The 24,700-nt window shown below is 44.8% G+C and carries 13 protein-coding genes and 2 pseudogenes; 14 read left to right on the top strand and 1 reads right to left on the bottom strand.

Translation table 11 applies throughout. The features are described 5' to 3' along the window. Window positions 1-31: 31 nt before the first annotated feature. The 10 genes and pseudogenes from AC04Q6_RS15435 to AC04Q6_RS15480 form a co-directional block, all read left to right on the top strand. The gene (locus AC04Q6_RS15435) at window positions 32-6,811 is read left to right on the top strand and encodes a DEAD/DEAH box helicase family protein (RefSeq protein WP_476389764.1); all 6,780 of its coding nucleotides are present in this window, start codon (window positions 32-34) and stop codon (window positions 6,809-6,811) included. After that, the gene (locus tag AC04Q6_RS15440) at window positions 6,792-7,166 is read left to right on the top strand and encodes a TnpV protein (RefSeq protein ID WP_118071410.1); all 375 of its coding nucleotides are present in this window, start codon (window positions 6,792-6,794) and stop codon (window positions 7,164-7,166) included. Before AC04Q6_RS15435 ends, AC04Q6_RS15440 begins: the two co-directional genes overlap by 20 nt. A gap of 364 nt (window positions 7,167-7,530) precedes the next feature. Continuing rightward, window positions 7,531-9,450 (top strand): tetracycline resistance ribosomal protection protein Tet(O), encoded by a 1,920-nt coding sequence (gene tet(O) / locus AC04Q6_RS15445; RefSeq protein WP_118071409.1) that lies wholly within the window; start codon window positions 7,531-7,533, stop codon window positions 9,448-9,450. Window positions 9,451-9,504: 54 nt separating this feature from the next. Continuing rightward, window positions 9,505-9,675: a cysteine-rich KTR domain-containing protein gene (locus AC04Q6_RS15450; RefSeq protein ID WP_226896997.1), complete on the top strand. Its 171-nt coding sequence runs from the start codon at window positions 9,505-9,507 to the stop codon at window positions 9,673-9,675. 487 nt (window positions 9,676-10,162) lie between these two features. Continuing rightward, the gene (locus AC04Q6_RS15455; protein ID WP_242997067.1) at window positions 10,163-11,104 is read left to right on the top strand and encodes a helicase; all 942 of its coding nucleotides are present in this window, start codon (window positions 10,163-10,165) and stop codon (window positions 11,102-11,104) included. Between the two features lie 57 nt (window positions 11,105-11,161). Beyond that, the gene (locus AC04Q6_RS15460; protein ID WP_118071408.1) at window positions 11,162-16,522 is read left to right on the top strand and encodes a DUF3849 domain-containing protein; all 5,361 of its coding nucleotides are present in this window, start codon (window positions 11,162-11,164) and stop codon (window positions 16,520-16,522) included. Then, complete coding sequence (locus AC04Q6_RS15465; protein WP_055066054.1) at window positions 16,519-16,770, top strand: transposon-transfer assisting family protein; 252 nt, start codon at window positions 16,519-16,521, stop codon at window positions 16,768-16,770. The genes AC04Q6_RS15460 and AC04Q6_RS15465 overlap by 4 nt, the downstream gene beginning before the upstream one ends. Beyond that, window positions 16,767-17,201: pseudogene (locus tag AC04Q6_RS15470) on the top strand (YodL domain-containing protein). The gene AC04Q6_RS15465 and the pseudogene AC04Q6_RS15470 overlap by 4 nt, the downstream one beginning before the upstream one ends. Then, window positions 17,134-18,546 (top strand): relaxase/mobilization nuclease domain-containing protein, encoded by a 1,413-nt coding sequence (locus tag AC04Q6_RS15475; protein ID WP_118071407.1) that lies wholly within the window; start codon window positions 17,134-17,136, stop codon window positions 18,544-18,546. Before AC04Q6_RS15470 ends, AC04Q6_RS15475 begins: the two are co-directional and overlap by 68 nt. Window positions 18,547-18,757: 211 nt before the next feature. Further along, window positions 18,758-18,892, top strand: a pseudogene (locus AC04Q6_RS15480) (TnpV protein); the annotation flags it as partial. Window positions 18,893-18,949: 57 nt separating this feature from the next. Here AC04Q6_RS15480 and AC04Q6_RS15485 read toward each other — a convergent pair. Then, a complete protein-coding gene (locus tag AC04Q6_RS15485) occupies window positions 18,950-19,942 on the bottom strand; it encodes an AraC family transcriptional regulator (protein WP_092072845.1) in 993 nt (330 codons plus the stop codon). Window positions 19,943-20,142: 200 nt separating this feature from the next. Between AC04Q6_RS15485 and AC04Q6_RS15490 the strand changes: the two genes are divergently transcribed. The 4 genes from AC04Q6_RS15490 to AC04Q6_RS15505 are packed head-to-tail and all read left to right on the top strand — an operon-like array spanning window position 20,143 to window position 24,699. Further along, window positions 20,143-20,727, top strand: coding sequence for an MptD family putative ECF transporter S component (locus AC04Q6_RS15490; RefSeq protein WP_015524597.1), 585 nt, complete (start codon window positions 20,143-20,145; stop codon window positions 20,725-20,727). Next, window positions 20,727-21,467, top strand: a complete 741-nt coding sequence (locus tag AC04Q6_RS15495) for an energy-coupling factor transporter transmembrane component T (protein WP_015524598.1) — start codon at window positions 20,727-20,729, stop codon at window positions 21,465-21,467. Before AC04Q6_RS15490 ends, AC04Q6_RS15495 begins: the two co-directional genes overlap by 1 nt. 17 nt (window positions 21,468-21,484) lie before the next feature. Beyond that, on the top strand, window positions 21,485-22,957 hold the full coding sequence (locus AC04Q6_RS15500) for an ABC transporter ATP-binding protein (RefSeq protein WP_118071405.1): 1,473 nt from the start codon (window positions 21,485-21,487) through the stop codon (window positions 22,955-22,957). Further along, on the top strand, window positions 22,954-24,699 hold the full coding sequence (locus AC04Q6_RS15505) for an ABC transporter ATP-binding protein (protein WP_118071404.1): 1,746 nt from the start codon (window positions 22,954-22,956) through the stop codon (window positions 24,697-24,699). The genes AC04Q6_RS15500 and AC04Q6_RS15505 overlap by 4 nt, the downstream gene beginning before the upstream one ends. Window position 24,700 lies beyond the last annotated feature (1 nt).

Below are 24,700 nucleotides of genomic sequence, written 5' to 3' on the forward strand. Positions count from 1 at the left end.
GCTGTTTTTTTATTGACAGGAGGGAAGTTAAATGTCTAAACTACAGGACATCCGAAACTTGGTGCAGGAACATGCCGTATTGGTGAGTAGTTCGCCAGGGGATTGGATGGATTATATGGACACAGCATCAAGGTTATATCGTTATTCTTTTTCAGACCAGCTTCTGATCCATGCACAGCGTCCAGACGCAACAGCCTGTGCATCACTGGAACTATGGAATGAAAAGATGTTACGCTGGGTAAATCGTGGTGCAAGAGGAATTGCCCTGTTTGATGAAACCTGGCAGAATACCAAACTTCGTTATGTGTTTGATATTTCGGATACCCATATGGTAGCCGGGGGCAGAAGCCCGTATCTGTGGCAGATGCAGGAACACCAGAGAGAAGAGATCCTCACCCATCTGGCAGAGGTCTATGCTCTGGAAGAAAAGGATGCGGCAACTTTGCAGGACGCATTGATGGCGGTCGCAAGGGAAATGGTCAATGACAATCTGGAGGAATACCTGGATGGATTGGAATATGCTGTAGAAGGTACTTATCTGGAAGATCTGGATGAGGTGACGATTCGCAGTGATTTCCGTCAGCTGGCAACAGACAGTGTTTACTATCTGCTTTCCAGGCGATGCGGGCTTGACCCGATGGAACTTCTGGAAGAAGAGGACTTCATGCATATTACAGATTATAACCATCTGTCAGTTCTCACCTTCCTTGGAAATGCGGCAAGCCAGCTCAGTGAGAGTATTCTGATTGATATTGGAAAGACCGTACATAAAATTTCTCTGGAAGAAGCGAGAAAAGAGGTTGAAAATTCCAATGAAAGGAATTATAATAACTTTACCACGTTAATGCGCGAAATTAAAAACCAGGATGCAGAAACGAAAAAAGAAGAAAATATTGAAAATGAAGGAGGAACCGATTATGGAACTGACATATCATCGCAAGGGAGATTACCTGTTTCCGAATCTGACCGTCGAAGAGGAAGAAGTAACGATCGGGAAATACGGGATGCTGCGGAGGACATTTCTGAAAGAACACAAGAACAGCCTTTATCAGAGCCTGTTCCTGACCGGGAAGCTGAACAGCCATCTGGAACAGATCGAGAAAGCAGCACAGGAGAGAATGGACAGCCAGATGGAGAAACTGCTGGAGAAGAATCCGGCACCGGACAAGGAAGCAGATCCGATGGCATGGACAGCACACATGAACGTACTGATGGCAACAGCGGAAGAGAGCATCTTGACGGAATTGGTATACAGTTAGTCGAAGATACAAGAGAAGATGGATTGAGTAAAGCAGAGGAAGAGATCGCCTCTGCTTTATCTTTGCCCGAATATCCCACCGCAGATGAACAAAGGCGGCAGATCGAGGAAAGAGCAGCTGCCCTTTATGCCGGAGAAATCCCGATTCCAGAGGAAGTTGTCGATGAGATCTTACGGACAGGAGGAAACCGGAAAGCAAGCCAGCTCCGGATCATCTATAATTTCATGAGTGAACAGACACCGGAGGAATATACGGAGTTTGTGAAGCGTGAATACCGCAAAGGGGGAAAAGGTTTTCAGATTGATGGAAATGAATATTCGGTCTGGTTTGATGAAATCGGGATGCAGATCGCAGTGGGGCATACGGTCACAGACCAGATTTTAGATAAGGCATTTTTATCATGGGAAGATGTCAGCGGACGTATCCATCAGCTTTTAGACCAGGGTGAATATGCACCGCAGTCTGTATTGGATGCGGCAAGAAGTAATGCAGTAAAAGAACACGCCCAGGCTCTTGCCTATATGAAAGGGGATATGGCAGAAGGAGTAGCGGAGATTGTTTTCGATGAGGAGGATTTACCACATCTTCGCAGTATCTATCCGGAGATCACGGATTATCTGGAAGAAAAGCTGGAGGATCCCCAGTGGCTTTCGGAACTGAATGAAAGACTGGATGCATTGGCAGAAGCCTATGAAGAAAATCATTTTATTATGCGTTTCCATCATTATAATCCTATAAATATCTCAAAGCAGTTTCAGAAGTTTGCGGATGAGGTGATTCCTTATCAGGCTAGGGATGGCTTTGCCTGGAAAGAACATCCGATGTTCATTACACAGGATGAGATTGATGCTTATCTTGCAGGAGGTGGAGCGTATTCGCAGGGCAGGCTTAGGACGTATTCCTTTTATCTGCTGCATGAAGATGAAAGATCGAGGACAGGTTTTATCAAGGAACAGTATGGGATCGGTGGAAGCAGTCATGCACTGTCTGGTGCCGATGATTCACACGCAAACTATGATGGAAAAGGATTGTTTCTTGCAAGAGGTGCTTATGGGAATCCATATACGTCAATTTTATTATCCTGGAATAAAGTTGCAAACAGAGTAGATTATCTGATAAAGAATGACCAGTTCCTGCAGGCGGAAGATTATGCTCGTATGCCGGAATATGAACGGGAGCAGATGGCGAATAAGGTACTCCGCTTTTATGACCGTCTTCCGGAAGAGATAGACAGACCATTTACGGATGATTTCTTCTGGGAAAAACCAGGAAAAGAAATGGTGGCAGTATTAGAGAATCCAGAGCAGACAGAAGAACTGTTACAGAAGATGGATGCAGCATTTGCAGCTCTTCCATTGGATTTTGAAGCGTATGGGACAAATTACCAGCAGAAAACAGAACTTCTTTCAGAACTTCACCAGTATGCAGAAGGAACCTATACGATTTTCCCGACACCGGAAGCAGAACCGTCTTTTGCGGAACCATCCGGACACCAGATGACCATGTTTGATTTCTTGGATACGAAGGCAGTGGCAGAACCGACCGTAGTAGATATGTCAGATGTGGAGGAAATAGAAGAGGAAGAGGTTACTGCCGAAGAAGATATTCCGGAAAGTCAGGAACAGGAAAAAGCTGTGTTAGAACCACACAACTTCCGTATCCAGGATAATGACCTTGGTGCAGGCGGTCCGAAGGCAAAGTATAAGGCAAATATGGAAGCCATCCATTTGTTACAGACTTTGGAGAAAGAAGAACGTCTGGCAACACCCGAAGAACAGGAAATCTTATCCCGATATGTTGGATGGGGTGGCATCCCACAGGCATTTGAGGAAAATAACAGCAGCTGGGCAGATGAGTATCTGGAGTTAAAGAATACCTTATCACTGGAAGAATACAATGCAGCAAGGGCATCGACCTTAAATGCTTTTTATACGTCCCCGATAGTAATCCGAAGTATGTATGAAGCACTGGAAAATATGGGACTGAAACAGGGAAATATTCTGGAACCGTCCTGTGGTGTCGGTAACTTTATGGGACTGATCCCGGAGAGTATGGGCAAAACCAATATGTACGGTGTGGAACTTGACCCGGTTTCAGGCAGGATTGCAAAACAGCTTTACCAGAAAAATAAGATTGCCGTACAGGGATTTGAGGAAACCAGTTATCCGGACAGCTTTTTCGACTGTGTGATAGGCAATGTTCCATTTGGGGCGTATCAGGTCAGTGACCGCAGATATGACCGGCATCATTTTATGATCCATGATTATTTTATTGCAAAATCCCTTGATCTGGTGCGTCCCGGTGGCGTAGTGGCTGTGGTAACTTCCAGTGGAACGATGGATAAGCAGAATCCGGCAGTGAGACAGTATATCGCAAACCGGGCAGAACTGCTTGGAGCCATCCGATTACCGAATAATGCGTTCCAGAGAAATGCCAATACCAGTGTTGTTTCTGATATTTTGTTTTTCCAGAAAAGGGACAGGGCATCCATTGAGGAACCGGAATGGTTAAATTTAAAGGAAATACCGGAAGGCTATTCGGTCAATGCTTATTTTGCAGAGCATCCGGAAATGGTGCTTGGTGAGTTTACTACAGAAAGTACCCAGTACGGAAAGCAGGAAGTGACCGTAAAACCAAAAGAAGGCATTACCTTAGAAGAACAGTTAAAAGAAGCTATTAGGAATATCCATGGCACGATTACGGAACTGGAACTTTCGGATACAGAGTTAGAAGAGGATGTTGTCTCTATCCCGGCAGACCCGGATGTAAAGAATTTCAGTTTTACCGTAGTGAATGAGGAAGTCTATTACCGGGAAAATTCTGTGATGAACCGCATGGAGCTTCCGGCAATGACAGCGGAACGTGTCAAAGGGATGGTGAAGATCCGTGATGTTACGAATGAACTGATCCGGTGTCAGATGGAAGAGGGAAGCGATGAGCAGATCACAAAGCTGCAGGAAAAACTCAATGAAGAATACGATACCTTTACAGCAAAATATGGTCTTATCAGCAGCAATGCCAATAAGAGGGCATTTAGTCAGGACAGTAGTTATTGTCTTTTGACTTCTCTGGAATTTCTGGATGATAAGGGAGAACTGAAACGGAAAGCGGATATTTTTACCAAAAGGACAATCCGCAGGGCAGAAACGGTAACTTCTGTAGATACTGCCAGTGAAGCACTTGCGGTTTCTATTGGTGAGAGGGCAGGCGTTGACCTTTCCTATATGGCACAGCTTTCCGGGAAAACAGAAGAGGAGCTTACCGAAGAACTGGCAGGGGTAATCTTTAAGAACCCGATTAGTGAAAAATGGGAGCCATCGGACGAATATCTTTCTGGAAATGTGAGGGAAAAACTGCAGATCGCCAAACAATTTGCTGGGAATCATCCAGAATATATGGTCAACGTGCAGTATTTAGAGCAGGTACAGCCAAAAGACCTGGATGCGTCAGAGATTGAGGCAAGACTTGGAGCAACCTGGATTTCAGAGAACTATATCACACAGTTCATGGCAGAGACATTCCATACACCAAGATATTATATAGGGAGCAAGGTTAAAGTCCAGTATGCCGAAGTGACCGGACAATGGAATGTTATGGGAAAGAATGTGGACAGCTACGGAAATGCCCTTGTCACTTCCACTTATGGAACACAGAGAGCCAATGCCTACCGTCTTTTGGAAGATGCCTTAAACCTTAGAGATACCAAGATTTATGACACGGTACAGGATGCCGAGGGGGAACACCGGGAATTAAACCGGAAGGAAACAATGCTGGCACAGCAGAAGCAGGAGCTGATCAAAGAGGAATTTAAAGAGTGGATATTTAAAGACCTGCACCGACGGGAAGATCTCTGTAAGATTTATAATGAACGATTTAACAGCATCCGTCCACGGGAATATGATGGAAGCCATATTCAGTTTGTCGGCATGAATCCGGAGATCACCCTGATGCCGCACCAGAAAAACGCAGTGGCTCATGTGCTGTATGGAAATAACACCCTTCTGGCTCATTGCGTAGGAGCAGGGAAGACGTTCCAGATGATCGCAGCCGGTATGGAATCAAAACGGCTGGGACTCTCACAGAAGAATCTTTATGTTGTGCCAAACCATCTGACCGAGCAGTGGGGCAGTGATTTCCTACGTCTCTATCCGGGAGCAAATATCCTGGTGGCAACAAAGAAGGACTTTGAGCCGGCAAACCGAAAACGTTTCTGTTCCCGTATTGCGACAGGAGATTATGATGCCGTGATCATTGGACATACACAGTTTGAGAAAATCCCCCTTTCAAGGGAACGGCAGATTGCCATGCTGGAAGATCAGATCGCAGATATTACGTTTTCCATTGAAGAAGCGGCACATCAGGCAGGACAGAATTATACCATCAAGCAGTTGGAAAAAACAAAGAAGAGTCTGCAGGCGAGGATGAAGAAACTCAATGACCAGACCAGAAAGGATGATGTAGTAACTTTTGAGCAGTTGGGCGTAGACCGGCTGTTTGTGGATGAAAGTCATAGTTTTAAGAACCTTTTTTTGTATACAAAAATGCGGAATGTGGCGGGTATCTCACAGACGGATGCACAGAAAAGTTCGGATATGTTTATGAAATGTCGGTACATGGATGAACTGACCGGCGGCAGAGGGATCACCTTTGCTACAGGTACTCCCGTATCGAACAGTATGACGGAGCTTTACACTATCATGCGTTATCTCCAGTATGACACACTCATGCGTATGGGTATGGGACACTTTGATTCCTGGGCGGCAACGTTCGGGGAGACAGTAACCGCAATCGAATTATCACCGGAAGGAACGGGCTATCGTGCGAAAACACGATTTGCCCGTTTTTTCAATCTTCCGGAGCTGATATCCATTTTTAAGGAAGCTGCGGATATTCAGACTTCGGATATGCTGAATCTTCCTGTACCGGAAGCAGAGTTTATCAATGAGGTCTTGAAGCCAAGTGAAGAACAGCAGGAAATGGTCAGTGCTTTTTCAGAACGTGCCGAAAGTGTAAGAGGCGGTCTTGTGAATCCGACAGAGGATAACATGCTCAAGATTACCAATGACGGAAGAAAATGTGCCCTTGACCAGAGATTATTGAATGAGCTTCTTCCGGATGCAGAAAAAAGCAAGGTCAATACCTGTGTGGAAAATGCTTTTCAGGTATGGGAGGAAGGAAAAGCAGACCGGACAACCCAGCTGATCTTCTGTGATTTATCTACACCAAAAGGAGACGGGACATTCAATGTATATGATGATGTCCGAAACAAACTGGCTGCCAGAGGAATCCCGAAAGAAGAGATTGCTTTTATCCATGAATACAACACGGAGGCAAAGAAAGCGGAGCTGTTTGCAAAGGTGCGGGCCGGACAGGTGAGAATCCTTATGGGTTCCACTCCAAAACTCGGTGCTGGTACCAACGTACAGGACAGGCTCATTGCCCTCCATCACCTTGACTGTCCGTGGAAGCCGTCTGATGTAGGACGGATTTTGCGGACATTCAAAATAAAAAAGAATGTGGAGGTAACAGACAATGGCAACATCATTATTTGAGGAAATGGGCGGCAGATACGAAAGGCAAGGCGATTATTTAATCCCATGCTTAACTGTACCCGCCGAAGAAGAACAGCCAATAGGCATATGGGGACAGCAGCATTTAGACTATCTGAAGCAGTACCGCAAAGTTACATACACCAATCTTCTTACAAGTGGCAGGCTCAACACCTACCTTGCCGACATCGACAGGCAGGCGCAGGAACGCTTTGAGCGGCTCATAGAAGGCATGAAACAGGCGCAGGGCATAACAGAACGCCTAAAGGAAGAAAACGCTTTAGAATGGGTTAGGCGGCTTAATAATATAGGGGCTTGTGCGAGGGAGATTGTGGAGAAAGAAATTATTTTTGCATAAACAGATGATTAGTGGCAGGGTGAAATCCGCCGCTTTTTCTGCTTTAGTTTGTCAGCTTGACAAATAAAGGGTTAAGGAATATAATTAGATTCAGTTTTATACAAGGAGTTAATAAATATGCGGCAAGGTATTCTTAAATAAACTGTCAATTTGATAGTGGGAACAAAAAGTAGCAGTCCTGTTTAACTTTTAATATGGGGCTTAGTTTTTTGTACCCAGTTTAAGAATACTTTTATCATGTAATTTTATATGCCCGAAAACATATAAGTGTTTTGGGGCTATTGGATTTATTTACCCAGTGATAGGAGTATTTATCACTGGGTATTTTTATGCCCTTTTTGGGTGTTGATAGGAGGAAAATCACATGAAAATAATTAACTTAGGAATTCTGGCTCACGTTGACGCAGGAAAGACAACTTTAACGGAGAGTTTATTGTATACCAGTGGTGCGATTACAGAACTAGGGAGTGTAGATAAAGGCACAACAAGAACAGATACAATGAATTTGGAGCGTCAAAGGGGAATCACTATCCAGACAGCAGTGACATCTTTTCAGTGGGAGGATGTAAAAGTCAACATTATAGATACGCCAGGTCATATGGATTTTTTGGCGGAAGTATACCGTTCTTTATCCGTTTTAGACGGAGCAGTATTATTAGTTTCTGCAAAGGATGGCATACAGGCACAGACCCGTATACTGTTTCATGCACTACAGACAATGAAGATTCCGACAATCTTTTTCATCAATAAAATTGACCAAGAGGGGATTGATTTGCCAATGGTATATCGGGAAATGAAAGCAAAGCTTTCTTCGGAAATTATAGTGAAGCAAAAGGTTGGGCAGCATCCCCATATAAATGTAACGGACAATGACGATATGGAACAGTGGGATGCGGTAATTATGGGAAACGATGAACTATTAGAGAAATATATGTCAGGGAAACCGTTTAAAATGTCAGAACTGGAACAGGAAGAAAACAGGAGATTCCAAAACGGAACGTTATTTCCCGTTTATCACGGAAGCGCTAAAAACAATCTGGGGGTTCGGCAGCTTATAGAAGTAATTGCCAGTAAATTTTATTCATCAACGCCTGAAGGTCAATCTGAACTATGCGGGCAGGTTTTTAAGATTGAATATTCAGAGAAAAGGCGGCGTTTTGTTTATGTGCGTATATATAGCGGAACATTGCATTTGAGGGATGTTATTAGAATATCTGAAAAAGAGAAAATAAAAATCACAGAGATGTGTGTTCCGACAAATGGTGAAATCGTCCCGGCTGACCATGCCTGTCCGGGAGAAATTGTTATTTTAGCTGATGATACTTTGAAACTGAACGATATCCTGGGAAATGAAAAACTCCTGCCTCACAAAACACGGATTGATAATCCCATGCCATTACTTCGGACAACGGTAGAGCCGCAAAAGCCGGAGCAAAGGGAAGCCCTGTTAAATGCCCTCGCAGAGATTGCTGATACAGACCCTCTTTTAAAATATTATGTGGATACTACAACGCATGAGATTATACTTTCTTTTTTGGGGAATGTGCAGATGGAAGTCATTTGTGCCATCCTTGAGGAAAAATATCATGTGGAGGCAGAAATAAAAGAGCCTACTGTTATATATATGGAAAGACCGCTTAGAAAAGCAGAATATACCATCCACATAGAAGTCCCGCCAAATCCTTTCTGGGCTTCTATCGGGTTGTCCATAGAGCCGCTCCCTATTGGAAGCGGAGTGCAGTATGAAAGCAGAGTTTCACTTGGATATTTAAACCAATCGTTCCAAAATGCGGTTATGGAGGGGGTTCTCTATGGCTGCGAGCAGGGGCTGTATGGATGGAAAGTGACAGACTGTAAAATCTGTTTTGAATATGGATTGTATTATAGTCCTGTAAGTACCCCCGCAGACTTTCGGCTGCTTTCCCCTATCGTATTGGAGCAGGCTTTAAAAAAAGCAGGGACAGAACTATTGGAGCCATATCTCCACTTTGAAATTTATGCACCGCAGGAATATCTCTCACGGGCGTATCATGATGCCCCAAGGTATTGTGCAGATATTGTAAGTACTCAGTTAAAGAATAACGAGGTCATTCTGAAAGGAGAAATCCCTGCCAGATGTATTCAAGAATACAGGAACGATTTAACTTATTTCACAAATGGGCAGGGAGTCTGCTTGACAGAGTTAAAAGGATACCAGTCAGCTATTGGTAAACTTATTTGCCAACCTCGCCGCCCGAATAGCCGTATAGATAAGGTTCGGCATATGTTCCACAAGTTAGCTTAACAGCTTGCGAAAGTCGTATAAAATGAGATTTGAAAGGATTAGAAACTAATTATGATGAAATGCGAATGGATATTGTGTCCTGTTTGTGGGAGCAAAACCCGTAATAAAATTAGGAAGGACACTGTTTTGAAGAATTATCCTCTTTATTGTCCAAAATGCAGACAAGAAAGATTGATTAAAGTTGACAACTTGAAGATAACTGTCATCAAAGAGCCAGACGCTTAAGACGCAGAGCCGATGAAATTGTGGAACAATTCACAAATCATCGGCTCTTTTTGTTTAGTATTTGAAAGAACAAACTCACCAAATAAAAAAAACGATATTCGGGTGGGTTATTTTGTTATACCCTAAATTACCCTCTGAATTTGCTTTTAAATTTGGAGGGTTTTTATGTTCCTTTTTTCGGGCGGTTGTCCATCTGCTTATATAAAGCAAAGTTTATCTATACATAGCATATCAGGGAATGGCAGGAAGCCAGTTAAAAAAATCTCTGCCAGTGCAGCGGTACTTCTCACCATGAAGGTAGAAGTACAATCTCCATACAACGGAATTAGTATTTCCTATAACCGTAGAGGTCACAGAGCCTTTGCGGTTTTTCTTTTGTCGTTTTTTATCGGAATACGCCGCAGGGCTGCTTCTGATGTGCATTGCCGTTCCCCGCCACTCCATCTGGATTTTTACATTTCAAAAATTCAGATTGGAGGACAATGCGGTGAAATATGCACCAAGAAAGGTATATATCAAAGAGAATGGCGGCTATGAGGAACTATCCTATGCGGAAATCAAGGCACTTGCCACAGGCAATCCGTACATTAAGGAAAAAATGGATCTGGATGTGCAGGTGAGTAAGCTGAAACTTCTAAAGGCAAACCACACCAGTCAGATTTACCGTTTGGAATCCGATATTGCAAAGAATTTCCCGGTACAGATCAGTGCATTGAAAGAGCGGATTGCCGGGATGCAGATAGATTCCCAGGTAGTAAAAAGCGTGGATTTACAGGATAATGACACGTTTGCCATGACGGTAGGGAATGTCCTTTATGAAGATAAGAAAGAAGCAGGCGAAGCGTTGATCGCTGCCTGTGCAGGGTTAAAAACCGTCAGCACCGGTGGAAAGATCGGGGAATATCATGGGTTTACGTTATCTGCTTCCTACAATATGTTCTCCAATGCGTTTGAATTGACGATCAAAGGAAAATGCTCTTATAAGCTGGAGATTGGAAAAGACCCGGTAGGAAATATGCAGCGTATCCATAACACCCTTTCTTCTATCGACAGGAAGCTGACGGAAAGTGAGCAGAAATTGGAAACTGTACAACAGCAGCTTGCTACGGCACAGGAAGAGGTAAAGAAACCATTCCCGAAAGAAGAAGAACTGAATGAAAAGATGGAACGGTTATCCGAGTTAAATGCTCTGCTGAACATGGATGAAAAGGGCAATGAGACGATTATGGCAGATGAGGATATTGGCAGAGAAGGAAGTAGCACAGATAGCAGGGATGCTGTAGAAGAAAAAGAACTTCCGGAAACAGCAGACAGAATCCATAAGCCATCTATTCTGGAACGCTTAAAGCAGGAAAAAGCACAGCAAAACGCACCACAGCAGCCGACTGTGCAGAAATCAGCAAAGAAGAAACACGAACAGGAGTTATAAAAAGTTTCCCGTCAGGATATTTTCTGGCGGGAGAAATCCAAAAGGAGGATTTGTTTTATGGCAAATAATATAGAGAAACAGTTAAAGGAAATATCGGAACGGCTGGAACAGGGCGTAAAAGAGATTTTTACTTCGGAACGGTATACGGAATATCTGAATACCATGTCCAAGTTCCATAATTACAGTTTTAATAACACCCTTCTGATCACCATGCAGAAACCGGAGGCTACTCTGGTGGCAGGGTATCAGGCGTGGCAGAAGAAGTTTAACCGCCATGTAAAACGTGGGGAAAAAGGAATCCAGATCATCGCACCGGCACCCATCCGTGAGAAACAGGAGATTGAAAAGATTGACCCTGTAACAAAAGAGCCGGTGATCGGGGATGACGGTCAGCCGGAAACAGAGATCGTGGAGATGGTCATTCCAAGGTTCCGTGTGACAACGGTATTTGATGTCAGCCAGACAGAGGGAGAGCCGATTGCAGAGCTGGAAGTATCGGAACTTACCGGGAGTGTACAGTTTTATGACACATTTATGGAAGCATTGCAGAACATTTCTCCTGTGCCAATCCGCATGATGGAAATAGAAGGGGAAGCAAAAGGCTATTATCATCAGACAGAAAAGTATATTGCAATTCAGGAAGATATGAGTAATCTTCAGACCATGAAAACCGGAGTACACGAAGTAAGCCATGCATTGCTGCATGACCGGGAGGTAATGGATGCGGAAGGAATTTTAAAAGACCGGACAACAAAAGAAGTAGAAGCAGAAAGTATTGCCTATATTGTCTGCAATCACTTTGGTTTGGATACTTCAGAATACTCTTTTACCTATATTGCCAGCTGGTGTGAGAGCAAGGATATGAAAGCACTCCGGGCATCTATGGATACCATCCGGAAAACGTCTGCAGAAGTCATTGAGAATATCGAGACACAAATGCACGAACTGGAAATGGAAAGATCGGTGCGGGATACCTTCCATAAGGAAGATTTGATCCTGCATCTTTCAGGCAGCATGGGTTCCGAGTTTACTTATGACCTGATCGAAAACATGAGCAGGGAACAGTTAGAGCAGAATGTGGGGGAATACGTCCGCCTTCTGGAAAGTGGTGAGATAGAGGAGAATGAGAAACCACTGGAAAGTTTTCTGGAGGAAAAAGGTGCTGCCGTCACACCACTCTATGACAGCAGTGGACACGGAGAGAATTATCCGATTGATTTTTATGATGTGGAATATGATGCTGACACAGGCGTTACTTATTTTTCTGACCTTTCTCCGAAAGAGCAGGCAGAGATGTTGGTGCATAAAGCAGAGTTTCCAAGAAATATTTTTTCGGAAGAAGAAAAGGCATTTGTAAATGAATATGCAGAAACTTTCCCCGGACGGGTGGAAAGACTGAATGACCTGGTATGGGACATGAGGGAATCTTACGATGAAGCCGGTTCAAAGCTAGTGTATGAAGTAATCCAGGCAGCAAGGGCAAACTTCCCAGTGAAAGAACCGGAGATTGTAGAAGAAACAGCCATGCAGTATGCTCACCGTCTGATTGAAACGGCAGAAGCTGCAAATACAGGAAATTTCACAGATTCCCAGAGAAATCTTATTGTGAATTTTGCATATAAGATGGATGACAAAGACGAAGTGCTTGGACTGGTGAACCGTATGATGACCGCAATCCGCAGACCGGGAAGTGAATATACGAGAAGCCTTATGAATGAAACACAGGCACAGATTGACAATTTCCCGGATGGCATGATCGGTTTTACGGAAATGCACGAGGCAGGAATTCAGTTAGACCATATGCTCCCGCTTACGAAAGACCGGGCATATGAACTGTACCGTGTAGGGGCAGAAATTTATATCTTACACGGAAATCCAGAGAATCCACAACGGGCAGAACAGATGCTTGTGGAGACGGAAAGTGAGATCCTTGGATATGACGGTATCTTTGGAATCACAGAAACAGAATGGGAAGTGCAGAAAGAGAGAGAAATATCTGCTACAAAACAGGAAGCACTGGTACAGCAGAGTGCAGAAAAGATTGATGAGACACTTCTTCTGCATGGAGAAAGCGGAAGGTTTGCCATTTATCAGATGGATACCGGAGATGAGCATACTTATCAGTTTATGGGAATGGAATCCGCAAAGAGTCTGGGCTATACCATTGACGGAAAGGATTACAGGATGGTTTATGCAGCACCGTGGATGCCAACGATGACGTTAGACAATATATTTGAACGCTTTAACATTGACCGACCGGAAGATTTCCGTGGCCATTCCTTATCGGTAAGTGATGTGATCGTGATAAACAGGGGTGCAGAGATCACAGCCTATTATGTAGATTCTTTTGGATTTCAGGAACTTCCGGAGTTTGTCCAGCAGAGAATGAACATGCTGGAACATAATTCCGTCAGGGCATATCCGCCAGTTTATAAAGGAACATTGGAACAGGCAATGGGAGAACGGGATGTGGATGCTTATCTGGATTCCAGAAAGTTAAACCTGGACTGTAAGAAAGCAATCGAAGAAGCCGTCCGGGAGAATTTTGACGGGCTGCACTTAAAGCAGGATGCGGCAAAAGAAGTCGTGGAACGCTTCGGGGAAGAACGTATGAATTTTGTTATGGCAAATACCATCCGTGAACTTTCCCATGATGGAAGATTTTCCAGACAGAACAAAGACTGGGCGGAGCATATCGAAGTCCCGGAAAATATCAGCCGGGGCAGAAATCTGAACCTGGATTATGTGATCGAAAGCCACCCGGCAGTTTTAGATGGGTTTATCGACATGGCAAGAGCTGAGATCCGGATGCAGAGGATAGAACAGGCGATAGGAGAAAACGAAGTGACGATCACGGCAGAGACAAGAGGGTATGAAGCAGAAGGACATAACGGGACATGGCATACGGTTGATGAAAAGGAATATGCCGGGGAGAAGTTTTTCTTAATGGAACATGATGAATTTGGCTCCGATGTGGCAGGCATTATCGTAGCGGAAAATGGACAGCTTGTAGCGGAGGACTTGTGGAATGGGTTTGATGCAGGAGCGTTAGAAGCTGTATCAGAATATTTGCAGGAAAATGGAACAACACTCTATGATTTGTCGGAATTCCCGAAAGATTCTGCTGTAACCCTGCGGAGTGGACAGACACTTACAATCGAAGAAATACAGGCAGTACAGAAAGATACCTGGGAAGAAACGATGGAAGGAAAAAATGAATCTGGAACGGATGTCCGGTTTAATTTCCATGCAGTCAGTGAGGTGCAGCTGCCAGAAGGCATAAAGTTGAAAATGCCAGAGATCCATTACGTTGATAATTTTTATGTGATGGAAGATGTAAATGCAGAAGGTGTAGTAAAAGTAAACCGGTATGAATCACTGGATGAAGCGATGCAGGAGTATTTACGTTTGCCCAATCATCAGGAAAAAGTGCTTGGTATCCAGAATACGGAAACAATGCAGGAAAGCATGGATTTCATCCGATGTGAAAACGGAATAGATCGGCTTACCCATGCGTATGAACAGATCGGAGGGTGGCTGAATCCAGAAATATATGAAGCGGTAAATAAAATGGAAAACATGCTGGACTGGAATGAGGTACAGATTGCATATCAGATTGGAAAACAATACTTTACAATCCAGACCGCAGAAGATGGCTATGACTATACATTTTATAATGAAGATTATCAGGAGGATGATGGAGGAATCTATGACAATCCGACAAGCTATGTAGATGAAGCTGCCAGTGATATTTTAGAAGATAAAGGGTACTCACTGGAAGATGCAAAAGTAGTGGATTACGAAGATCTGATGGCAGATGTGGAAGAAGTTCAGGAAGAACAGATACAGCGGATACAATTAGAAAAGAACTGCCCGGCAAGTATTTTTGAAGGATTTCGCAGGGAAGAAGCAATGCAAACCTATGAAGGAATCGCAATGCAGTTTACCAGGAGTAAAGGGTATCTGACCATACAGGCAACAGAAGAAGGATATTCGTTTATTTTTTATGACTCTGATCTGCATGAAATCCAGGGTGGTGATTATGATAATCCAGACGCATCTATTCAGGAAGCTGCTTATGAAATCCTTAAAAGTGAAAGAATGGATGACCTGGAATGTGTCAAAGTGGATTATAAAGAATTTGAAGAAATGACGATCCAGCACTCTAAAGATTTATTGCAGGAGGGGGAACTTCGTGCGACTTCTGAGATTGGAAGAAATGAACTGGCATTAAACAGTCTGAGCAGGGCAGATGTTGAAAGAGGTGTCTTGTATCATGCACAGGCAGTATTAGAAGATATGGGAATGGAACAGGAGGTAGAGCTGCTTGCTGCAAGAGTGTATGGTTCCAGAAGCAGACAAGACCTTTACCGGGAAGATTCTGACCTTGATGTGGTTCTTTCCTATAAAGGTGATATTCGAGAAGATAGCTTTTTCAATGCCTTAAATGAATCTGGTATAGCGATGGCAGGAATTAAGGTGGATATTAACCCGATTGCAGAGGAGCGAATTACTCTGGCAGAGTATATAAAAGAATCCGAAAAATATCTTGACCAGCAGGAGATTAAAAAGCTCGCTGTGGACCTGGATAATTTTAGCTATGACGTTGATACCTATGAGTATAACGATACAGTTGAAAATAGAGAAGAACAGGTGGAAAAACTCACGGAGGATATTTTGAATAAGAAAACAGAAACTATCAAGGACTGGCTGCTTGAGGTATCCGAGGAATCCGATATAGACAGCGATGTTATAACTGCCCGTTCTTTACTTTTCCGTCTGGAAGATACAGAGCGATTTTCTATTTTTGACAAACAGCCGGAGCAGGAACAGCCAGAAGCCACGATCAGTTTTTATGTCGCAGAGTGCATGGAGTTTCCGGTCATGGGAGAGTACCATAACAACCTCACTTTAGAAGAAGCCATTAAAATATATGAGAGTATCCCAGCAGAGAGACTGCATGGGATTAAAGGAATCGGATTTGATCTGCAAGATGGTGATGAAAATTATTCCGGAGAATATGAGTTGATGAGTGCAGACCGGATACGGCGTGATTTGATAGATATGATTCCTCACTATAAAGAAAGCTCTCTGGTGCAGAAAGCAATCGCAGACATGGAAAAGTATCTGGATGAAAAGCATGGAAGGGTAAAGGAAACGGAACATACGGCAGAAACAGTAATAGGAAGTGGACAGAAACCTTCTGCGGTTACGGCAGACAGAAGGGCAAAGCAGGAACCGGTATCTGTAAGTCAGAGCCAGACACAAAAGGCGGAACCTGCAAGCAGAGCAAAAGGTGAAGTGAAGAAGTCTGTGCTGCAGTCTTTAAAAGATTTTCAGGCAAAGGCAAAAGCACAGGAGCAGAATAAGACAACAGAAAAATCCAAGACACATAAGAAAGGAGAGGTGGAATTATGATGGATCTGGCGATGAATTTTGATGCGGATGAATGTTTAGTAACCGCAATGTTTGATAAAGGAAACAGAAATGACACGATGGAGGCAATCGACCATATCATTCCTTTTTTAAAAGGCGATGCGGATATGATTGGTCTTGTCTGCAATACCATAAGAAAACTGTTCTGCATGAGTGATGAAGGGTATGAGATTTTTCTTATGGATCTGGAAGATTATAAAATGGAACTGGAAGAGGAGGAAGAAGAATGAGTACAAGTCAGTGTGCAGTATATCAGGTAAAAGATACCTCAGAGTATAGGGATGTCCGTTTTCGTTCTTACGAGAAACTGAAAAGCGAAGGAAGAACAGTTCAGATAGAAAACTATCAGCAGGTGTATATTGGAAGAATCCAGCCGGGGGAAACTCCGGCTGACATTAAAACACGCTTGCAGAAGCAATGACCGAAGAATTTCAAAGGTCATTCCATCGGTTGCAGTGATATGATTGTCATCACCGACGATGGAAAAACCACAGCTTACTATGTCAACAAAGATGGTTTTATCATCATTCCAGAATTTCTCGCAATCAAAAGTTCCTCCGATACCAGACTTTCCATTGATACGAGGGCTTTTTATGGCAACTACAAGAATCATGCCGCTTCATGTCGGCAAAGGCCGCACAGAGAGTCGGGCGATCAGTGACATCATCGACTATGTGGCCAATCCAAAGAAAACAGATAACGGCAGGCTCATTACCGGCTATGCGTGTGATAGCCGGACTGCGGATGCGGAGTTCCTTCTGGCAAAGCGACAGTACATTGCCGCTACCGGACGAGTGCGTGGCACAGATGATGTGATTGCCTATCATGTGCGCCAGTCCTTCCGCCCTGGTGAGATTACCCCGGAAGAAGCAAACCGGCTGGGCGTAGAATTTGCAAAGCGTTTTACTAAAGGCAATCATGCCTTTGTGGTCTGCACTCACATAGACAAGTCGCACATTCATAATCACATTATCTGGTCATCGGTCAGCTTAGAATATGACCGGAAGTTCCGCAATTTTTGGGGCAGTACCAAGGCGGTTCGTCGGCTAAGTGACACCATCTGTATTGAGAATGGACTGTCCATTGTAGAGAATCCGAAACTTCACGGAAAGAGCTATAACAAATGGCTGGGCGATCAGGCAAAGCCCTCTCACCGAGAGCTGCTTCGTGTGGCGATTGACAACGCATTATCACAAAGTCCTGCTGACTTTGAAGAACTGCTGAAGCTGTTGCAAGAGTATGGTTGTGAAGTCTCAAAGCGCGGAAAATCGTATCGACTGAAGCTCTCTGGTTGGGAGAAAGCCGCCCGCATGGACAGTCTGGGCGAAGGATATGGATTGGAAGATTTGCGGGCAGTTCTCTTAGGGAAGAAAGCACATACCCCGCGAAAGAAAACAATCACACAGGCAGAGCCGCCGAAGGTCAATCTGCTGGTGGACATTCAGGCAAAATTGCAGGCTGGAAAAGGTGCTGGCTATACGCGATGGGTTAAAGTTTTTAATCTGAAACAAATGGCGCAGACCATGAATTACCTGTCAGAGAACAATCTGCTGGAGTATGCGGTTTTGGAAAAAAAGGCTGCGGCTGCCACGGCACATCACAATGAACTTTCGGCGCAGATCAAAGCGGCTGAAAAGCGCATGGCAGAGATCGCTGTTCTGCGTACTCACATCGTAAATTATGCCAAGACCCGTGAGGTCTATGTGGCATACCGCAAGGCGGGTTACTCTAAGAAATTCCGGGAGGAACATGAGGAAGAAATTCTGCTCCACCAGGCTGCTAAGAATGCCTTTGATGAGATGGGCGTCAAGAAGCTGCCAAAGGTCAAAGAGTTACAGACAGAGTACGCAAAATTGCTGGAAGAAAAGAAAAAGACTTATTCCGAGTATCGGCGCTCCCGTGAAGAAATGAGGGAGCTTTTGACTGCAAAAGCGAATGTAGATCGAGTGCTGAAAATGGAGGTAGAACAGGATGTTGAAAAAGAAAAAGACCACGGCCAGCGGTAAGCTGGTCCTGGTCAAAAGCGTTCGCAGAACGCGCAGCCACAGAATGAAATTCTGTGTTCAAAGGGGCTTGGGGGCGCTGCCCTCAACAAGCAAGCGGAGAGGAAAATCACAAAGGGATTTTCTTCTCTGCGAGCCTGTGTGTATTAACACAGGCATTGCTTGCCGGTATTATCCCTGAATCAGAATAATTTCGGAATAACCACCGTTCTAACTATCCCACATGATGGAGGCGGCGGGCGTTACCGAGGAACTGAAAGCCCGTGACCCCATGCGCTGGGTGGGGTTGATGAACACGCTGAAAGCGCAGGTGGAGGAAGTGTTGTTGCAGGAATTAGTTTATATCTGATTTTGGGCATAGATGAAGCCGGGATTTTGCAAGCCAGCAAGCAATCCCGGCTTTATCTTATATATTTTCCAGTTTTTTTGACCGCCGGTATTCCAATGGCGATAGGCCGAATTGTTTTTTGAAAACTGATGCAAATTTGCTTTGATTCATATAGCCGACCAACTCTGCTATTTCTGCAACGGACAATCTTGCAGAAGTCAGTAACTCTGCAGCTTTTTTCATTCGGACTTCCCGTAGATAGATGGAAATATTTTGACCAAAAACGCCACGAAAATAGTTTTTTAAGCTGGTTTCGCTGACAGAAAACTGAGCTGCCAATTCCCATGCAGGATGATGTTGCCGCAAATCGGAAGTGATAATTTTTTCAACACGTTTTGCTATATCTACCTGTGTTTCAGTAAAAAATGTGCAGGCTTGCGATGGGGGGATATTGTTAAGATTTTGTAGTAATGAAAATAGAGCCAGAACATAGATCTTCATTTGAGAAATCGAAAACGGAGGCGCAATATCAAAAAGTTCCCAGAGCTTAATCAATATTTCTTCAACTTCAGGAGTAACTGCTGAGATATAAGTGTTATCGTTTGGGCAAAAAAGTTCAATGATTTTAGGGATGTCTATGCCAAACTCTTTTTGTATCCATGTACTCTCTGTTGCCAGTGTATTAGTATCAACAAAAAGCTCCATTCCCTCATAGATACGGCGAGGATAGACATATTGCTTTTGGGCAAAACACTCCGTGAGAGAAATATCTCCATCTTTCACATATACAAAGTTTCCGTTATTCAAGATAATCTCGCAACGACCAGTCACGCAATAGTTTAGGAGCAAAGGCCCTTTTTTAATGAAACTATCTTCACCCAAATTTGGAGCTGCCCATGTCGGAGAATTTATAAAAATATACGCAATAGTAAGTCCGGGGAAAAGTTGAAAAAACGTCATAGACCCTTTTCCCTCCTTAGTTTTCATAAGTAGTTCTGCGTTGAACTCGCTACGTTTTATTGAAACGCCGGGAATTTCAATACATTTTCTAAAAATATCATCAATCTTCATTTTTAACTCCTGTCGATTTGTCTGGCTCATTGCCCTTGATTTTAATCATATTATAGAATTGTAAGCGAAGTCAGTCAATAAAAAAACTCGTTGCTGTTTGGAGCCAAAAAGATGATTGGTTGTAGAGAGCTACTGCTAACTATGGTATCTTATAGAGAGGTTAGAAAACGCTAACCAGCAAATGAATGGAGGTATTCGTTATGAGTAACAAGTTACAAGCAAAAGACCTGATTAACCTCGGCCTTTTCACCGTTCTCTACTTTGTGATTGGCTGCTGTGTCGCCATTCCCGTCGGCTTTGTACCTATCTTTTTGCCGATCCTCGGAGCATTGTGGTCTTTGATTACCGGCATCCCGTTCATGCTGTTCTTGACCAGAGTTAAAAAATTCGGCATGGTTACAATTATGGGAATTTTAAGCGGCCTGCTGATGGGGCTGACTGGTATGGGATTTTGGGGCGTACCGATGGGCGTGATTTTTGGGCTGCTGGGAGATCTGATCTTGAAATCCGGCGGTTATAAAAGCGCCAAGAAGAGCCTGATCGGGTATGCGGTGTTCAGCCTTTGGATGGTTGGTACATATATCCCCATGTATTTCATGGTTGAGGATTCCTGGGCCAGTTTTGCGGCCAGCTTTGGTGAGGAATACGCTGACAGGGTAATGGCTGTTATGCCTATGTGGAGCATTATTCTGGTAATCGCCGGAATCTTCATTTTTGCGATCCTGGGCGGACTTTTAGGTAAGGCGCTTCTGAAAAAGCATTTTGCTAAAGCGGGCATTGTGTGATGAACGGGCTATCATTTTCAGCAACAACCGAAAAAAGAAAAGGAATCCTGCTTGATCCCCGGACAAAGCTCATTCTGCTGCTGACGATTACAACACTGATGTTCAGTACCAGTAACGAAGGAATTATGAACATCGTCAAGCCGTGTCTAAGCCTTGTCCCCTTTGCTCTGATTTTGTCGGAACGCCGTTTCAAAACAGCAGGAAAATATCTGGTGCTATATGCGGTTTGCTTTATACTGGAACGGATTGCCCTTACGAGTTTGAGCGGATTACTCTCGTTCATCGTGCTGGCAGTGACATCTATCATGACGCGATTTGCGCCCGGCATTATGACAGGTGCCTATCTGATCTCATCCACTTCGATCAGTGAGTTTATCGGCGCAATGGAGCGTATGCACATCACGGAAAAAATCGTGATTCCAATGTCTGTCATTTTTCGCTTTTTCCCAACCATCAGCGAAGAATATCAGGCCATCCGGGATGCAATGAAAATGCGGGGCATACGATTCGGCGGGAAAAATCCTTTCCTGATGTTGGAATATCGCCTTGTTCCTTTGATGGTGTCCGTTGTGAAGATTGGTGATGAACTTTCTGCTGCTGCGTTGACACGGGGGCTTGGAGCCCCCGTTAAACGTACAAACGTGTGTCAGATCGGTTTCCATGTTCAAGATTTGATTGCGATTCTGTTTTGCGTTATCTGTTTTGCCTTGTTTTTGTTTCAGCAGCAGATTTCTTTTTGACGGGAGGGGGTGAACCTATGATACGGATTGACCATGTGACTTTCTCTTATGGAGAAGAAAACGAGAACGCTGGTGGAGTCCATGATATAAATCTGACCGTAGAGGACGGTCAATGCGTCGTACTTTGTGGCGAAAGCGGCTGTGGAAAAACGACAATTACCAGGCTGATCAACGGTCTGATTCCCCATTACTATGAAGGAAAAATGAATGGAGAAGTGTGGGTAAATGGGGCAAAGGTTTCGGAACAGCCCCTTTATGATACCGCGAAAACGGTTGGCAGCGTGTTTCAAAACCCCCGCTCACAATTTTTCAATGTGGACACAACCAGCGAAATCACATTCGGGTGTGAAAATCTCGGCCAGCCGGAGCAAAGTATTCGGCAACGATTAGATAAGACCATCCGGGATTTCCGCCTGGAGAAATTGATGGGACGCAATATCTTTCATCTCTCCGGCGGGGAAAAGCAAAAAATTGCCTGTGCCGGGGTCTCCATCATGGAGCCGGATGTGCTGGTTATGGATGAGCCGTCATCCAACCTGGATGCTTCCTCTATCCTGGATCTGAGAGCAATACTTGCGTTTTGGAAGTCGCAGGGGAAAACAATTATAGTGTCAGAGCATCGGCTCTACTATCTGCGCGGTCTTGCGGATCGTTTTATCTATATTACCGGCGGAAAGGTGGAAAAAGATTACTCCGCAGCGGAGTTTGAGAGCCTGACGGAGCAACAGAGAGCCAAGTTGGGGCTGCGTACCTTTATTCTTGAAGATTTGTTGCCGCCGAAAGCATTGCCCCAGGCCGGTCAGCAAATGGAACTTCGCAATTTCTGCTTTGCCTACAAAAACGAACCGGAAACGCTGCACATCCGGGAAAGTAAAATCCCCGCAAATCGTATTGTCGGGATCATCGGGAATAATGGAGCTGGAAAGTCCACCTTCTCCCGGTGTTTCTGCGGCCTTGAAAAGCGCTGCGGTGAGGTGATCTGGAACGGCAGAACTTATCGGCCTAAAGACAGACTAAATACCTGCTACATGGTGATGCAGGAAGTCAATCACCAGCTTTTCACGGAAACTGTGCTGGATGAAGTCCTGATCAGTATGGAGGAGGAAAATCAGGAGTGGGCTGAGGAAATCCTTGCCGAGTTAGATTTAATCGGCTTCAAAGACAGACACCCTATGTCCCTTTCCGGCGGCCAAAAGCAGCGGGTAGCAATTGCCTCGGCAATCGCATCCAAGCGTTCTATCTTATTTTTTGACGAACCGACCAGCGGTCTTGATTACAAACACATGAAAGAGGTTGCCAATGTTTTGAAACAAGTCAGGGATGCAGGCATTACCTTGTATGTCATTACCCATGATCTTGAGCTGCTTTTAGATTGTTGTACGGATATTGTCCATTTTGAGGACGGTTCCATCATCGACAAATTTCAAATGGATGAGGCCGGTCTTGAAAAAATCCGAAACTATTTTATAAAGGGGGTGCCTACAAAATGAAGGAAGAAAAGAAAGAGTCGCCCATAGGCGTCTTATGGGGATGGGGCAAGCCCTATCACGGGAAATTCATCGGCAGTATTATCCTTGCGGTATTAGGCGTGGCCTGCCAGATGGTGCCCTATTTCTGCGTGGCGCATATTGTCACACTGATGCTGTCGGGAGAGCAGAATTTTTCCAGTTATATGACGGCCTGTATCGTTGCATTGTGCGGTTATTTGGGAAAGGTTGTTTTCGCCAATCTTTCAACAGTCATTTCCCACACAGCGACCTATTACACGCTGCGTGATCTGCGGGAGAATATCACCGCAAAGCTGGCTCGCGTCCCGATGGGGACGATTTTAGATACTCCGTCCGGCCAGTATAAAACGACGATTGTTGACCGGGTGGAGGGAATGGAGCCGACCTTTGCACACCTGATCCCGGAAATGACCGCAAATGTGCTGGTTCCCATTGTGATTGTCGTGTACCTGCTTATTCTGGACTGGCGTATGGCGCTTTTGTCCCTTGTCACTCTCGTGGTGGGCCTTGTGGTTATGTCCGCCGGTATGAAAAACTATCCCGTCAAGTGGGAGGGTGCTGTCAAGGCAGGCAAGCAGATGACAGACGCCATCGTGGAATATATCGGAGGCATTGAGGTGGTGAAAGCGTTCAGCCAATCCGCCGGTTCCTACAAAAAATATTCTGACGCGGTGAATTACAACGCCAACTACTATGTGGACTGGATGCGGGAAAATCAGAAAACCATGAGCGCTTATAACGCCATCCTGCCCTCGGTGCTGATCTGCGTACTGCCCTGCGGCTTTTCATTCTGGCTCTCCGGAAGCCTGGAACTTTCCACCTTCCTATCCATTGTGATTTTCTCGCTGGGGCTGATTGGGCCGATTATTGCGGCCTTTACCTTTACGGACGATTTGGCTGTACTGGGGACAAATGTGGAAGAAATCAGCCAGCTTCTGAACGCCGAAGAACTGAACCATAAAGAAACGCCGATCAAGCTGGAAGATACCGGTATTTCTCTTAGGTCTGTGTCGTTTTCCTATGACGGGACAACAGAGGTTTTGCATGATGTGAATCTCGCCATCCACCCCGGAACCATGACCGCCCTTGTAGGGCCGTCCGGCTCCGGCAAGTCTACGGTGGCAAAGCTGATTGCCGGGTATTGGGATGTTACATCCGGCAGCATTACCCTCGGCGGCCATGAGCTGAAGGATATGCCGCTGTCTGAAATTGCAGACCAGATTTCCTATGTATCTCAGGACAACTACCTGTTTAACCGCAGTATCCGGGAGAATATCCGCATGGGAAGACCCAGTGCCACGGACGCAGAGGTGGAGCAGGCAGCCAAACAAAGCGGCTGCGACGCCTTTATCCGCAAGCTGGATAATGGCTATGATACGGTTGTCGGCAGAGCCGGTTCCCATCTTTCCGGCGGTGAACGCCAGCGGATTGCCATCGCCCGCGCCATGCTGAAAAATGCGCCGGTTGTCATTTTGGACGAGGCAACTGCCTATATCGACCCAGAGAATGAGGCGCTGGTGCAGAAAGCCATTTCCACTTTAACTGTCGGCAAGACCCTGATTGTGATCGCACACCGGCTGTCTACCATTGTTGGCGCAGATAACATCGTTGTGGTGAAGGATGGAACCATCCACGCACAGGGTACGCATGAGAAGCTGCTGGAAACCTGCCCCCTCTACCGGGATATGTGGCAGGCGCACATCGGCGCGAAAGACCAGATGTAAG

Source organism: Blautia sp. HA9023, assembly GCF_056504095.1.